Annotated in this window: 15 protein-coding genes; 8 read left to right on the top strand and 7 right to left on the bottom strand. The window is 41.4% G+C overall.

Features of this window, described 5'->3' with window-relative positions:
- Nucleotides 1-7: 7 nt before the first annotated feature.
- Complete coding sequence (locus CL667_02620) at nucleotides 8-2,350, bottom strand: outer membrane protein assembly factor (GenBank protein ID MAL16580.1); 2,343 nt, start codon at nucleotides 2,348-2,350, stop codon at nucleotides 8-10.
- 131 nt (nucleotides 2,351-2,481) lie between these two features.
- Nucleotides 2,482-2,736 (bottom strand): hypothetical protein, encoded by a 255-nt coding sequence (locus CL667_02615; GenBank protein ID MAL16579.1) that lies wholly within the window; start codon nucleotides 2,734-2,736, stop codon nucleotides 2,482-2,484.
- Nucleotides 2,737-2,887: 151 nt separating this feature from the next.
- On the opposite strand from CL667_02615, the gene CL667_02610 reads away from it, so the two are divergent.
- From CL667_02610 to CL667_02585, 6 genes are read left to right on the top strand one after another with little or no spacing between them, the layout of a single operon-like run.
- On the top strand, nucleotides 2,888-3,106 hold the full coding sequence (locus CL667_02610) for a twin-arginine translocase TatA/TatE family subunit (protein MAL16578.1): 219 nt from the start codon (nucleotides 2,888-2,890) through the stop codon (nucleotides 3,104-3,106).
- Nucleotides 3,107-3,115: 9 nt separating this feature from the next.
- Complete coding sequence (locus CL667_02605) at nucleotides 3,116-4,651, top strand: Asp-tRNA(Asn)/Glu-tRNA(Gln) amidotransferase GatCAB subunit A (protein MAL16577.1); 1,536 nt, start codon at nucleotides 3,116-3,118, stop codon at nucleotides 4,649-4,651.
- Between the two features lie 12 nt (nucleotides 4,652-4,663).
- Nucleotides 4,664-5,428 carry an NAD(P)-dependent oxidoreductase gene (locus tag CL667_02600; protein ID MAL16576.1) on the top strand — a complete coding sequence of 255 codons (765 nt, stop codon included), beginning with the start codon at nucleotides 4,664-4,666 and terminating at the stop codon, nucleotides 5,426-5,428.
- A complete protein-coding gene (locus tag CL667_02595; GenBank protein MAL16575.1) occupies nucleotides 5,421-6,383 on the top strand; it encodes a hypothetical protein in 963 nt (320 codons plus the stop codon). The genes CL667_02600 and CL667_02595 overlap by 8 nt, the downstream gene beginning before the upstream one ends.
- Nucleotides 6,383-7,219 carry a 50S ribosomal protein L11 methyltransferase gene (locus CL667_02590; protein ID MAL16574.1) on the top strand — a complete coding sequence of 279 codons (837 nt, stop codon included), beginning with the start codon at nucleotides 6,383-6,385 and terminating at the stop codon, nucleotides 7,217-7,219. Before CL667_02595 ends, CL667_02590 begins: the two co-directional genes overlap by 1 nt.
- A complete protein-coding gene (locus CL667_02585; GenBank protein ID MAL16573.1) occupies nucleotides 7,216-8,127 on the top strand; it encodes a hypothetical protein in 912 nt (303 codons plus the stop codon). Before CL667_02590 ends, CL667_02585 begins: the two co-directional genes overlap by 4 nt.
- Nucleotides 8,128-8,181: 54 nt before the next feature.
- Here CL667_02585 and CL667_02580 read toward each other — a convergent pair whose 3' ends face one another.
- Nucleotides 8,182-8,724 carry a hypothetical protein gene (locus tag CL667_02580; protein MAL16572.1) on the bottom strand — a complete coding sequence of 181 codons (543 nt, stop codon included), beginning with the start codon at nucleotides 8,722-8,724 and terminating at the stop codon, nucleotides 8,182-8,184.
- A 141-nt stretch (nucleotides 8,725-8,865) separates the two neighbouring features.
- Here CL667_02580 and CL667_02575 point away from each other — a divergent pair, with 141 nt between their 5' ends.
- Nucleotides 8,866-9,498, top strand: coding sequence for an RNA polymerase subunit sigma-24 (locus CL667_02575; protein MAL16571.1), 633 nt, complete (start codon nucleotides 8,866-8,868; stop codon nucleotides 9,496-9,498).
- A 74-nt stretch (nucleotides 9,499-9,572) separates the two neighbouring features.
- Nucleotides 9,573-10,376 carry a hypothetical protein gene (locus CL667_02570; GenBank protein ID MAL16570.1) on the top strand — a complete coding sequence of 268 codons (804 nt, stop codon included), beginning with the start codon at nucleotides 9,573-9,575 and terminating at the stop codon, nucleotides 10,374-10,376.
- A gap of 41 nt (nucleotides 10,377-10,417) precedes the next feature.
- On the opposite strand, the gene queG is transcribed toward CL667_02570, so the two are convergent.
- From queG to pdxA, 4 genes are read right to left on the bottom strand one after another with little or no spacing between them, the layout of a single operon-like run.
- Complete coding sequence (gene queG / locus CL667_02565; protein ID MAL16569.1) at nucleotides 10,418-11,377, bottom strand: tRNA epoxyqueuosine(34) reductase QueG; 960 nt, start codon at nucleotides 11,375-11,377, stop codon at nucleotides 10,418-10,420.
- A 6-nt stretch (nucleotides 11,378-11,383) separates the two neighbouring features.
- Nucleotides 11,384-12,088, bottom strand: a complete 705-nt coding sequence (ftsE, locus tag CL667_02560; GenBank protein ID MAL16568.1) for a cell division ATP-binding protein FtsE — start codon at nucleotides 12,086-12,088, stop codon at nucleotides 11,384-11,386.
- Nucleotides 12,070-12,852, bottom strand: coding sequence for an SAM-dependent methyltransferase (locus CL667_02555; GenBank protein ID MAL16567.1), 783 nt, complete (start codon nucleotides 12,850-12,852; stop codon nucleotides 12,070-12,072). Before CL667_02555 ends, ftsE begins: the two co-directional genes overlap by 19 nt.
- Nucleotides 12,842-13,852, bottom strand: coding sequence for a 4-hydroxythreonine-4-phosphate dehydrogenase PdxA (gene pdxA, locus CL667_02550; GenBank protein ID MAL16566.1), 1,011 nt, complete (start codon nucleotides 13,850-13,852; stop codon nucleotides 12,842-12,844). The genes CL667_02555 and pdxA overlap by 11 nt, the downstream gene beginning before the upstream one ends.
- Between the last annotated feature and the right edge of the window lie 14 nt (nucleotides 13,853-13,866).

Below are 13,866 nucleotides of genomic sequence, written 5' to 3'. Positions count from 1 at the left end.
ATTAAGGTTAAAAGGAGTGACCAATACCAAAGCTGAAATATAGTTGCTTATTATTTAACCAACCAGCTTGAAGGTCGTGCAGGCGGAAGGTAAAATCAAACCGAACTACCACATATTCCCAATCTAATCGGAGGCCGGGTCCGCTGCCCACAGCAACTTGGTTATAAAAATTATCAAAACGAAAACGTCCTCTTTCCAGCCTATCCTGATTGTTTTGGTCACGGAAATCATTTTCAGGACCATACCAAACATTTCCGGCGTCCATATATAAGGCAGCCATCCAGTTAGCTCCTAAAAAATCCCGAATAAAAGTTTGCCTGATTTCAGTAAAAGCTGCGAGTTTAATTTCACCACCGGGTATGTTAACATTGTCTGTGGAAATATCACCCGGACCTAACTGAAAAGGAGCCCAGCCACGAATGTCATTACTTCCTCCGGCAAAAAACCTTCGGTTAAGTGGAATTGAAGTGGAGCCCCCATAAGGTTGAGCAAATCCGCCAAATAACCTCCACGCAAAAACACCAGAATTTGAAATAGGATAGTATCTGCGATAATCGGCCGAAAGTTTAATAAATCGACTGTAGCTAAGGTTGTTTTCACTGAGTCCAAACAGAGAAGGTAGATTTCCTTCCAGAGTATCAGGAGTTGATAAATAGTTATCAATGGCATAGGGAATGTTCCCGCCAATGGAGAAGGAGTACTCACTGAAATAGCCTCTATTGCGCTTGATGAGGTCTGTATTCTGGCTACGGAATGTGTAACGAACAATAGAGGAGACCTGAGGATTGAAGTCCTCCAAAATTCGTTGAAGCTCAAATGCGTCTACAATAGTCCCGTCTTGCAGGGTATCGGTTCCAAACTCATTTCTAAGATTTCGGATGTAGGAATCTGAGGGGTTTGTATCAACCAGATCCAGCTCAATCAAATCAAGGAAACTTGAAAATTTCTGGGTGTGATTAACTTCATACCGCATATTAAATCCAACGTCAGAGTTAATATCGAAAAGTAGTTGATCAGATCTGCTGTATGATAACAAGTATCTCGTAACACCACTGGTAAAGCCCGGGCGGTTGTCAAGAGATCGGAAGGGGAAGTTAAGCCGTGGCACCGAATACTCAGTTCGCAACTCGTAGCTTCTGAATACGGAGGATTGAGTTGCGGTCGTATCAATTTCTTCCAGAACGGCCGGACTCACAAACTCAAAGCTTGCATTGGCTCCAATAACGAGATTCTCTGCATTTCCGAACACGTTATTATTGTTGTAGTCAACACCAAAACCGGTACCATAGCCATACCTCTTCATCCCAAATAGTTCAGTGGATATACTATGTTTGGTCAGCGTTTGAAGATCAAAATAAACAGGAATTTCTTCTCTGGAATAATCGGCAATTGCCTGATTCTCATTTTGCCCAAATCGTTGTATATAAAGCATTCCAAGGTTCTGAAACTCGTTAATAGTTTCTAAATACAAGGAGTGATTATAGACAGACCCCGGTTTGAAAAGCAGCTGGCTCGATAGCAGATTGAAGGTAGACTGCGTTCCAGGTTCTTTAGCCAAGTAAATGGAATTGGAAGAATCTGTGGTAAAGGGTTTTCCGGAAAGGGTATCACGCTGTGTGAAATTTACTGGAGGCTCTTCATCACTTAGCTGAACCCTAATATCTCCAAACCTATAAATATCGCCTGGAGTTACCCGATACCGGATGTCTAATGCATTAGCGGCTGAGGAGTCCGTTTTTACTAAGGCAATTACTGAATCTCTTTGAACAGAAGCATATCCATTATTCTTTAAAAAAGTAATTATTCGCTGTTGTTCGTTACTTAATTCTTGAGAATTATACTGACGATTTACGGTATAGGTCGTGTCATTGATTCTTCCTCTGGTAAGAATGCTCTCCTCGAGAAAATTAATTTTCTTTTGAGGGTTTCTGAAGTCAGGCATTCCTTTGTAGGAAATAGTGTTTATGGTATAAGCATCACCCTCATCAATGATAAAAGATACTTCAATCTTATCGGTACGGTATTCTACAATAGTGGTGTCTACCTGTACATCCAGAAAACCCAACGATTCATAATAAAGTGCAATGCGCTCCATATCGTTAGCCACGGTTTGTTTATTGAGGTAAGTGGGTTCTTCCCCAAATCGACCGTTGGAGATATTCCACATGTAGTACCAGGGAGTGAAGCGGGGGATCCCTAATAATTCCCTATTCGTTCGTGTTCTTACTAAGGTCGTGAGTGTTCGATCCTTAACATTGGCATTGCCGGAAAAGCGAATGCGTCGAACTACATCTTCCGTGTTTGAATTGTCAGAAGTCTGCTGTGCATAAATATCGGTTGGGTAAATAATTCCCACCCATGTAAAAGCACATAGTAAAAAGGTGACTTTAAGTAGGCTATAGATATTTTCAAACAAGATAATACAGAAAAGCGGCCATTCCTTATTCTGAAACAACCGGGCCTCTGCTGATGGTTTATAGATTATACGTCGTCGTAGTCAAAACCTTCATCTTCCTCATTATGGAAGAAATCCTCTTTTCGGATATAATCCGGCCAGATATCTTCAATTCCTTCGTAAGTAGGTTCTTCGCCTTGTTCAATTTCTTCAAGTTCTTCAAGGTTCACAATAACCTGAGTAGGCAGGCCATTGCGCTCTGCCCATTCAATAAGTTCCTCCCGGGTAGCCGGGAATGGGGCATCATCTAAAGCTGCGGCTAATTCAACGGTCCAAATCATAGTTAAGTAATTATTTTAAAATGAATGAGTGTAATAAACGAATGTGTTGAACAAACACAAGTGAATAAATAAAATTTTTGTTCCAAATTCGTGCCGAAAATATTGTTATCTTCGCACAAATACATCAACTAAATCCTAAGAGGATTATTTTATGTTTAATAGTTTAGGCGCCCCTGAAATTCTCATAATTGCTATCGTAATACTTGTATTATTCGGTGCAAAAAGAATTCCCGAACTGGCTCGTGGATTAGGGCAAGGTATTAAAGAATTCCGCCAGGCTTCCAAAGATATTAAGAAAGAAATTGAAGACAGTTCTCGTGACATCAACGATGCTGCCAATCACGAAGAAACCTCATCTAAAAGTAAGTAAATCAATAAATTGGATTACATGACTATTTCAGAGACTCGAGAAAAAGTCTTATCAGGAGAACTAAAACTTCGCGAAATTGTAGAACAGTATATCAAAGAAATTGAAGTCCAAAATTCGGAGATAAATGCTTTCGTAGCTACCGATTTTGAAGCGTCTTTAACCCGTGCCGAGGAGATCCAAAAAAAGATCGATAATGGCACCGCCGGGAAGCTTGCCGGTGTGGTTATGGGTATAAAAGATGTAATTTCTGAGCGAGGGAAGAAGGTAACTTGTGCGTCAAAGATACTTGAGAACTTTGAAAGTGTGTATGATGCCACGGTTATCGAACGACTTCACTCCGAAGATGCCATCCTAATTGGCCGTCTTAACATGGATGAATTTGCCATGGGCTCAACCAATGAGTACAGCAATTTTGGTCCGGTGAAGAATCCACGAAACACTAGTAAAGTGCCCGGTGGTTCTTCAGGAGGAAGTGCTGCCGCTGTGGCTTCAGGAATGGCTATGACTACACTCGGCTCTGATACCGGAGGCTCCATTCGCCAGCCGGCTTCTTACTGCGGTGTTGTGGGATTGAAACCAACATACGGACGAGTTTCTCGCTATGGTTTGGTAGCATATGCATCTTCATTTGACTGTATTGGACCACTTGCTCACTCAGCCGAAGATGCTGCAAGGGTGCTTGACGTGATTGCAGGATTTGATGAGCGTGATAACACTTCTTCACATCGCGAAAAGGATGATTATATAGCCGCAGTTCAAAATCCCGATAAGAAAATTAAGATTGGCGTTCCTGAAGAGTTTTTTGGTGAAGGACTTGATGCTGAAATTAAAGAGGGTATCGAGAATGTCTTAAACAAACTGGAAGCTGATGGAGCGGAACTGGTTCCGATTCACTTACCACATACCAAGTACGGAATTGCTACTTACTATATTCTTGCTACAGCAGAGGCATCCAGTAATTTAGCTCGGTTTGACGGTATCCGTTATGGCCACCGTGCTGATAAAGATGAAATGCTTGACGGCCTGAAGAAAGAAGAAAAAGCACTTAAAGAGGCTTTTGAAATAGCGGAAGGCGAAGAGAAAATCGAACTTCAGCAGAAATTGGCTAAGCTGGATTCCCCTTTAGTACGTCTCTATAAGAAGTCTCGTACTGAAGGATTTGGAACCGAAGTAAAACGGCGGATTATGTTAGGGACTTATGTATTGAGTGCCGGGTATTATGACGCCTACTATGGCAAAGCACAGAAAGTTCGCCGCCTCATTCAAAATGATTATAAAGAAGCCTTTAAAGAAGTGGACGTGGTAGTTACCCCAACTGCACCCACAACGGCTTTTGATATTGGAGCCAAGGTTGATGATCCGGTTCAAATGTATCTGAACGATGTTTATACAATTACGGCAAATCTTGCTGGGATTTGTGGCATTAGCGTACCTGCGGGCACCCATAGCAACGGACTTCCATATGGAATTCAATTTATGGGAGATAGCTTTCAGGAAGCTAAAATTCTGAATGCAGCCCGGTTGGTAGAACTTCAATCCGAATAAATTTTATTCTTTATGAACAGGCTTAAAGGCAAAACGGCAATTGTAACAGGAGCTACAGCAGGAATCGGTTACAAAACAGCTGAGTTGCTTGCTGAACAGGGCGTGCACTTGGCCCTGACAGGACGCAGAGAGAATCGTCTTCAAGAGATTAAGAAAGAATTTGAAGCAGCGTACTCTGTAAATGTTCAGATTGCTTCCTTTGATGTACAAGATCCTACAGCTTGCGAAGATTTTGTGGAGTCATTATCCGGATCTGTAGATATCTTGATAAATAATGCAGGACTAGCAAAAGGTACTGATCCGGTATTTGACGCCGACCTAGATGACTGGAACACCATGATTGATACCAATGTGAAAGGATTGTTGTATCTGTCTCGTTTGATTATTCCGCAAATGAAAGAGCGTAATACCGGGCATATCATTAATATTGGCTCAACAGCGGGACATGAATCTTATGCAGGGGGAGTTGTTTACTCAGCAACAAAACATGCGGTGAAGGCGGTTACCGAATCAACCAAGAAAGACCTCCATGGCACGAATGTTCGTGTAAGTATGGTTTCCCCGGGTTTGGTAGAAACTGAATTCAGTGAAGTCCGGTTTGATGGGGATAAGGAAAAGGCGGCAAGTGTTTATAAAGGTCTTGATCCCCTCGTAGCCCAGGATATCGCCGAAATTATTGTGTTCGTTGCAAACCGGCCTGCCCACGTGAATATTATGGATACAATTATTTATCCTGTTGCTCAATCCTCAGCCACTATGGTATATCGAAATGAATAAATGGTTTTTAGTTGCTCTGCTTTTTCTCTTTTTTGGATGTTCAAATTCAGATAACCCCGGACTTAAGTTTTCAGAAAAGGGAAGAGAGGTTCCGAGTTTTAATTCTGACTCAGCTTATCACTTTGTACAGCAGCAAGTAGATTTTGGGCCCCGTGTTCCTAATTCTGAAGCCCATAAAGAAGCGATGAACTTTTTTAAGGAAAAGTTGCAGAGCTATGCAGGAAATAATGCTGTTTTTGTTCAGGAATTTAATGCAGAAGGTTATGATGAAGATCTGGAGCTTGGAAATGTAATTGCAGCATTTAATCTGACTTCTCCTGACCGGATCATGCTAAGTGCACATTGGGATAGCCGTCCTCGGGCTGATATGGATTCAACCCGAAAAGATGAAGGTATTCTTGGCGCTGATGATGGAGGTAGCGGAGTAGCTGTTTTATTAGAATTGGCAAGAATGTTTCGTGACAACCCACCACCAATTGGTGTTGACATTGTTTTGTTTGATGGGGAGGACTATGGCGAGTCGGGAAGCTTAGAGAAATACTTTTTAGGATCTCGGTATTGGTCTAACAATCCTCCGGTACCCGGCTACAGTCCGCGTTTTGGGATTTTGCTTGATATGGTTGGCGCAGAAGGGGCTAAATTTCCCAAAGAACAATACTCTGTTCGATATGCCCCGAACCTAGTGGATGAAGTTTGGAATATTGCAGAAGAGAAAGGTTATGATAATTACTTTTTAAATGAACAGGGAGCCGCAGTTTCAGACGACCATGTTATTGTGAATGAACAAGCCAAAATTCCCATTATTAATATCATAAACCATAGTCGCACTGAGCGTGGAGGCACGGCATTTGCACCCCACTGGCATACTCACGGCGATAATATGGATATAATCAGCCGGGAAACTATGCAAGCTGTTGGCGATGTTGTGGCTGAACTCATTTATAATCGATTATAATGGAATATGTTGAGCTTCGAATATCCCTTAAGGATGATTTTCATGAACTGCTGATTGCCGAGCTGTTTGATCTTGATTTTGAAGGTTTTGAGCAGGAAGATGATCTGTTGGTAGCCACTATCCCTACCCAACGATTTGATGATACCAAGAGGGAAGACATTGAGAAAATGTTGATGAAGTTTGGCGGTGAATCCTCCGTCTTAAGTGAGAAGATCATTCCCGATCAGAATTGGAATGAGACGTGGGAGAAAACTATACAGCCTCAAATAATCGGTGAATTTTACATTCACCCAACTTGGTCAGCTTCCATCCCGGATACAGCAGACAAAATCGAATTGATGATTGATCCCAAAATGGCTTTTGGAACCGGTTATCATGCCACAACAAGGGTTATGCTAGAATGGCTTCCTGAAGTTATTGAGGAAGGAGATAAGGTACTGGATGCCGGAACGGGGACAGGTATTCTTGCTATTGCAGCTTTGAAATTGGGAGCTAAATCAGCTTTTGGTTTTGATATTGATGAGTGGAGCGAAACCAATGCTCATGAAAATATTCTGTTGAATGAAGTTGAGAATTTTGATGTGAAACTTGGCTCAACAGAAGTCATTCCGGAAGGAGAGAAGTACGATGTGATTTTAGCTAACATCAATCGAAATGCATTGATTGATTTAGTTCCGGTTCTCCTGACATTTCTTAACGAAGGCGGAAAGCTACTACTATCAGGACTCCTTGAGGAAGATGAGCCTGTTATATTAAAACAGGATTCCCTGCAGAAGTTAAATCATAAAGGCACCCATCAACACAAAGAATGGATTGCAATACTATTTGAATCATGAAAGCAGCCATCGATATAGGTACAAATACGGTTTTACTCCTGGTTGCTGAATACGAGAACGGGGTGATCAAGAATGTTCATGAAGAACACCGAATTCCCCGGCTAGGCAAAGGTGTTGATGCGGATAAGAATATTAATCAAGCTGCAACTGACCGTGTCATTGATGCACTTTCGGCCTATAAAAAAATATTAGATGCCGACTTCCCAAAGGTTGAAGAAGTTATAGTAACAGCTACAAGTGCTGTGCGTGATGCAAACAACAGAGACGACTTCATTGCCGAGATAAAGGAAGCCACAGGTTTTGAAGTACGACTCCTTTCGGGAAAAGAAGAAGCCGAATGTACCGCAGCCGGAGCCTTATCTGTTTTGCCGGATATTGAGAATCAAGAAACGCTGATTTTGGATATTGGCGGAGGGAGTACTGAAGTAGCCCAGTTTAAGGATGGAAAAGTTATAGACGGTCATTCTTTTGATATGGGCTCTGTTCGTTTTACAGAACGTTTTATGTCCGATAATCCTCCATCTGCTTTAGAAATCTCGGAATGCCGTGAACAAGTTAAGGAGTTTTTCGAAAGCCGGTTGTTTGAAACCGGAGCAGACTGTAAAGCAGTTGGTGTTGCAGGAACGGTTACTACATTAGCAGCAATGGTTTTAGATCTCACAACGTATCAACCGGAAAAATTAAATGGATATACATTGCTGCCGGATCACGTGAATAGTTTTATTGATGAATTTAAAAAACATACTCACCAGGAAATGTTGGCTCGAAATCCTGTGTACTTGCAGGGGAGAGAAGATATATTCCTAGCCGGCATGCTTATCCTGGAAGGATTCATTAATCAATTTCAGCTAAAAGAAATTGTAGTGTCAACGGGTGGAATTCGCCACGGAGCTATTATTACCCTATAAAAAAAGCACCATCTCTTTAGAAATGATGCTTAGTTCCTAATTCAGGAATCCACTTTATTCACCGACAGCAAAGCGAAGCCCAAAACCAATATTCAGTTGTTCGAATCCACCGATATCATACTTTATCTCTGCGAATAGCTTAGCAAAGTCGAGAGCATACTCTCCACCAGTACCAATATTAATTCCCACTTCACTGTCAGAGGTGTTGTTCCCTCCGCCGTCAACACTCACACGGGCAATATTTAACCCAGCTAGAGCATAAGCCATTAACCCTTTTTCTGAATCTTTATAGTAGAAATAGTTTCCATTTACATTAAACTCTAAAAAGTTTGACGTAACCGTAGTAGAACTCCCAAAAAAGTTAAAAGTTTGTTTGTCAGGCAAGTATAGGCCTAAATCTGTGGTGACTCTAATATCTTCATTGATTTGATAGGAGCCATCTAGTCGTAAACCCGGTTGTTCAACTTCAGTACCAAACATAAGTCCAGCACCTACTTGAATTCCTCCGTAAGAATTCTCGGTTTCTTGTGCATAGGTGTAATTTGTCAAAGACAATGAAATAAGTATAGCCGTTATTAATAAGATGATTTTTTTCATAGGATTGATTTTTATGATGGTTGTTTTACTCAAAAAAGATGGTCTTCATCAGTATATGCGGGATAGAGAACAAAAAAGGGTCAAAAAAGATATTTTCATTTGTCTCAGGCTTTGTATTTTAAGGGCTGAATAATATTCGATATGTCTGAAGAAAAGTCTGAAATTAAAAATAATTCACCGCGCGAAAATGCGTCCGCAAGTAGTCTCGAAGACGACAAATTTGTGACGGAGGCATTAGCCGGAAAGGAAAAATCGTACAAGAAATTAGTCGATAAGTATCAGAAACCACTGTACTTCCATATTAGGAAAATGATTAAGGAAGTAGAACTGGTTGAAGACTTGGTACAGGAAGTCTTTATGAAAGCTTTTCATAATTTGTCTTCCTACAGCAATGAATATGCATTCTCAACCTGGCTGTATAGAATCGCTACAAACCACACGATCGATTATCTCCGCAAGAAGAAACTGAAGACGCTTTCTATCAACGAACCATATAAAACCAAAGACGGGGATATGGAAATTCAGCTGCCGGATGAAAGCTTTTCAACCGACAGTCCGGTCATCAAAAAGGAGAGGAAGGCTATTGTTCAGCATGCCATTGAAAATCTTCCGGAGAAATATAAAGCTGTGATTGAAATGCGGCATATGGAAGAAAAGTCATATCAGGAAATTGCGGACGTTTTAGATCTTCCATTGGGTACTGTGAAAGCTCATATTTTTCGGGCAAGAGAGCTGCTCTACAAAGCTTTAATTGATAAAAGAGATAAGTTTTAAAAGTTTTTTGACCGGATTTTGATAGTTTTTACGCATTAGATGAAAAATTAAACATAAACATTAAATGCAGAGAGATGAAGCAATCAAGAATCATTAAATTATTATCAGGAATATTAATCATATCGCTAGTCACTATTTCATGTAGTGATGATCCGGCCTCTTCAAATGAAGATCCACCGCAGTTACCTGAGTTTCAGACCGCAGAACCAGATATTTCCTATTTTCAGAATAATACTCCTCAAAACAGCAATTCAACCTATTACGAAGCCTATTATTATGGATTAGGTCTGAGTAGTTTTGCTACTTTAATACAGGGATATACCGGGTTTTTTGCACAGGCTAACTCTGAAGACGTAGACTTTAAAGACGGTAAGTGGACCTGGGAGTACAGCTTTTCAGCACAAGGTCAATCCGGTTCAGTAAAACTAATAGCGGAAGAAAACGGAAATTCTATCAATTGGGAAATGCTTTGGTCTTTCGACGATGGGCAGGGTAATTCTTATACAGATTATAGGATTATCGAAGGAAGCATAGCAAAAGATGGGGATTCCGGAAGCTGGACCTTTAACTCCCTCGACCCTGATTCAGGAGAAGAAGAGCCGGTGCTGATAACGGAATGGAGTAGTTCAGGAGATGATAATCTTGAAACCCAGTCAGATTTCTACACCGACGGAACTCTGGAAAGCACCTACACATATTCTCAGAACGACAATGAGTTCATGATTACACTTTCCAATGAATCAGAGCAAGAAGATTTCGTAGTCTTTTGGGATGATGAAGCCATGACAGGCTACCTTCAGGAAGAATCTGATCCTACTTCCAGAAGATGCTGGGATAGTAATTTCGAAGATGTGCTTTGTGCAACGGTAGGTTACTAAGAGAAGATTTACTGTTCTAAATAATTGTAAAAGCCGACTAATTAGTCGGCTTTTTTATTTTGCAAGTTATTGGAGACAATTGAAACGGTGGATTTGAACTTATCATACTTGGCCCGTCGAATTGCACTCCCTTCAAAAGTCTCATCATATTGTTTGGGTGTAAGGTTTTTCCAGAAGTCTAAGTCACGATCTACTACATATTCTCTTGGATGTAAATCCTCAAACTGAGCGATTACCGATTTACTATTCCAGGGACAAACATCCTGACAGATATCACACCCATAGATCCAGTTTTCAATGTTGGTTTGATATTGCTTATCAATTTCTTCCTTTAGCTCGATGGTTAGGTAAGAGATGCATTTGGTCGCATCCACACGATAAGGCTCGTAAATGGCATCTGTAGGGCAGGCATCAATACAATTGGTGCAAGAGCCGCAGTGATCGGTTACGGGAGCATCGTAGCTTAATTCGGCATCAATAATCATCTCCCCGATAAAAAAGAAAGAACCGATGTTTTTATTAAGCAGGTTTGAATTCTTCCCAATCCAGCCAAGCCCAGCTCGCTGTGCCCATACTTTATCTAACACCGGAGCGGAGTCGACGAATATTCTTCCTTCAAGTCCACCCAAAAGTTCTTCTGTAAAATTGAATAATTTCTTCAGCTTTTTCTTAAGGACTTTGTGATAATCCCTGCCGTGCGCGTACTTGGCAATCAGAGGCTCATTCTTAACTCCAATTTGCTTGTCGTGAGAGGGGTGATAATAGCTTGCTAAAACAGAAACCACCGTTTTTGAACCGGGAACAAGGAGGGTAGGATCCACTCTTTTTTCAAAGTGATTTTCCATCCAACTCATAGAGCCGTTCTTATTTTGGGTAAGCCATTCATCCAGGCGGCGGGCTTCATCAGGCAGATGTTGGGCTTGGGCAAAACCACAGGCATCGAATCCTAACTGAAGAGCTTGGGATCTGATTCTTTCTGTGAACTTTTGTTGTTGAAGCATTCCGAATTAAGATTTATCCGGAACCAGTTTTTCCCCTTTCCAGATTAAGTTTTGAGTCTTGCCATCAACCATTCTAACGGTTCGTGCCCGGTACTTTTTGACAACTGCATAATCATGAGTGACCATCAGGACGGCCATTCCACGGTTGTTAATACTTCTCAGCAGCTCCATAATTTCTTTGGTGGCTTTGGGATCAAGGTTTCCCGTAGGCTCATCCGCCAATAATATGCGTGGTTCATTTGCTAAAGCTCGTGCAATAACGACACGTTGTTGCTCCCCGCCGGAAAGGTCTCTTGGCATATGTTTTCTGCGGTGACTAAGGCCAACCATTGTTAAAACTTCCAGCACTCTTTGTTTGATAAACTTTGGCTTCTCTCCGGTAACCTGAAGGGCAAAAGCTACATTGTCGTGAACATTACGGTCGGGCAAAAGTTGGAAATCCTGAAAAACGATACCAAGCCGCCGGCGAAGCATGGGGACTTCACGTTCTGATATTTTGTTAACCGGATACTCAGTTACACGAACAACACCCGTATCTGGTACAACATCTCTATATAACAATTTCAGAAAGGTGCTTTTTCCAACCCCGGTTGGACCAATTAAGTATGCAAACTCACCGTTGTGAAGCTTGAAGTTTACATCGTCTAAAACCCTGTTATGGTCAAATCTCAGGGTTACATTCTTAAGTTCAATTACTGCTGTTTCTGACATCTAAGTACCATCGTTACTCGTGTGCTGTTATCGTCTGCATCTACTAAATCAAAGCCCTCATATTTGGCTACCTGATGATAGGATGTTTGTTCCAAAATTGACAGCATTTCCTTTAAAGGATAAATGCGTTGTTTGTGAATCTCATGATAGCTCTCCAATACGGTTTTACCGTCTTTAGCCATCTTATCAATTTCGAATTCATTAAAATGAAAATTCTCGCCCGGTTCGTAGCGGCTTTCTCTGAAATAGCGATAATTCTGGAAGCTGCCTTCTTCATTATTGAGATAATCTACTGCTTCAAGAGAGTTTTGCGGAGTTGAGAAATCGAAAATTAGCAATCCCCCCGGATTTAGAATATCCCAGCAACCGGCCAGCATTTTTAGAATGTCCTCTTTAGAATGGAGGTAATTCACACTGTCGAAAACAGAAAATATGATATCGTAGGTTTGAGTGCTCTCGATTCGGGTAAAGTCCAGTGTATGAAATTGGATATCGGCTTCTTGTTCAGCAGCTTTCTGGCGGGCTTTCTCAACCATAGCTGCAGATTGGTCAGTGGCGGTGATGTTGTATTCATCAAAAGAAGCTAAGTGCAGGGAAATGGCTCCGGTTCCGCAGGCTAACTCTAAAACATCCAGAGGGTCGGGGTGGTGTGTTTGGATGACTTCATCGATAAAATCGGCCCACATCTCATAATCCACATCTTGCATGAGAGTGTCATATAAATGAGCCAAGACGGAATAAATTTCTGTCTGTTCAGTTTTCACGAATTCGTTTGTTTGCAAGTTCAACAGCCAACGTAAAGGCTTCATTAAATGAGGATGGATTGGCGACGCCTTTTCCCGCTATATCAAAAGCAGTGCCATGATCCGGTGAAGTGCGGATGATAGGGAGTCCGGCAGTAAAGTTCACCCCTTTGCCAAAAGAAAGAAGTTTAAAAGGAGCCAGTCCCTGATCATGATACATTGCTAAAATAGCATCATGTTCGTTGTGAAGCTGTTGCCCGAAAAAACCATCTGCCGGGTACGGACCATGAATCACAACATCACTCCGATTGGCTTTAATTTCCTTGAGAAGGGGTGAGATGGTTTCAATTTCCTCAGTGCCAATCACACCTCCATCTCCAGCATGGGGATTTAAACCAAGTACTGCAATTTTTGGCTTACTGATGCCAAAATCCCTAATCAAACTATCAGCCAAAAGTTCAAGTTTCGTTTGTATTAGCTCCCCAGTAATTGTTTGGGCAACCTTGCGGATAGGGGTATGAGCCGTTACCAGGGCAACTCGAAGGTTTCCACTTACCAACATCATTAAGACGGACTCTGTATTAGTTTGCTCTGCAAGAAATTCAGTATGTCCCGGAATTTTATATCCGGCCAGGTTTATAGCTTCTTTCGAAATGGGGGCCGTTACCATTGCATCAGATGAGTTTGAAATACAAAGCTCAATACATTTTTCAATGGATTTCATTGCTACCAAACCGCTTTGAGCTGTAAGAACACCGGGAGTGCTTTCAAGCTGATCAGTTTCAATTTCCAGAATATTTATAGCGCCATCTTTTATGTCGGAGCTGTCAGTGGTTAGATGAAAGTTGATGGGAGTAGATAATAACTCTGAAGCTTCCTGAAGAACTTGCTTAGGGCACGCTACTATGGGTGTAGACTTGTCTAAGTCTTTCTGAGCGAGACTTTTTAAAATGATTTCAGGACCAATTCCATTGAAATCACCAACAGAAATTGCGATACGTGGTATTCTTTGTGTACTCATTGCACCTGTAAATT

The organism is Balneola sp., assembly GCA_002694685.1.
GTDB lineage: Bacteria > Bacteroidota > Rhodothermia > Balneolales > Balneolaceae > Gracilimonas.
The sequence above is the reverse complement of the archived record's forward strand: the minus strand, read 5'-3'. Positions and strand labels throughout refer to the sequence as shown.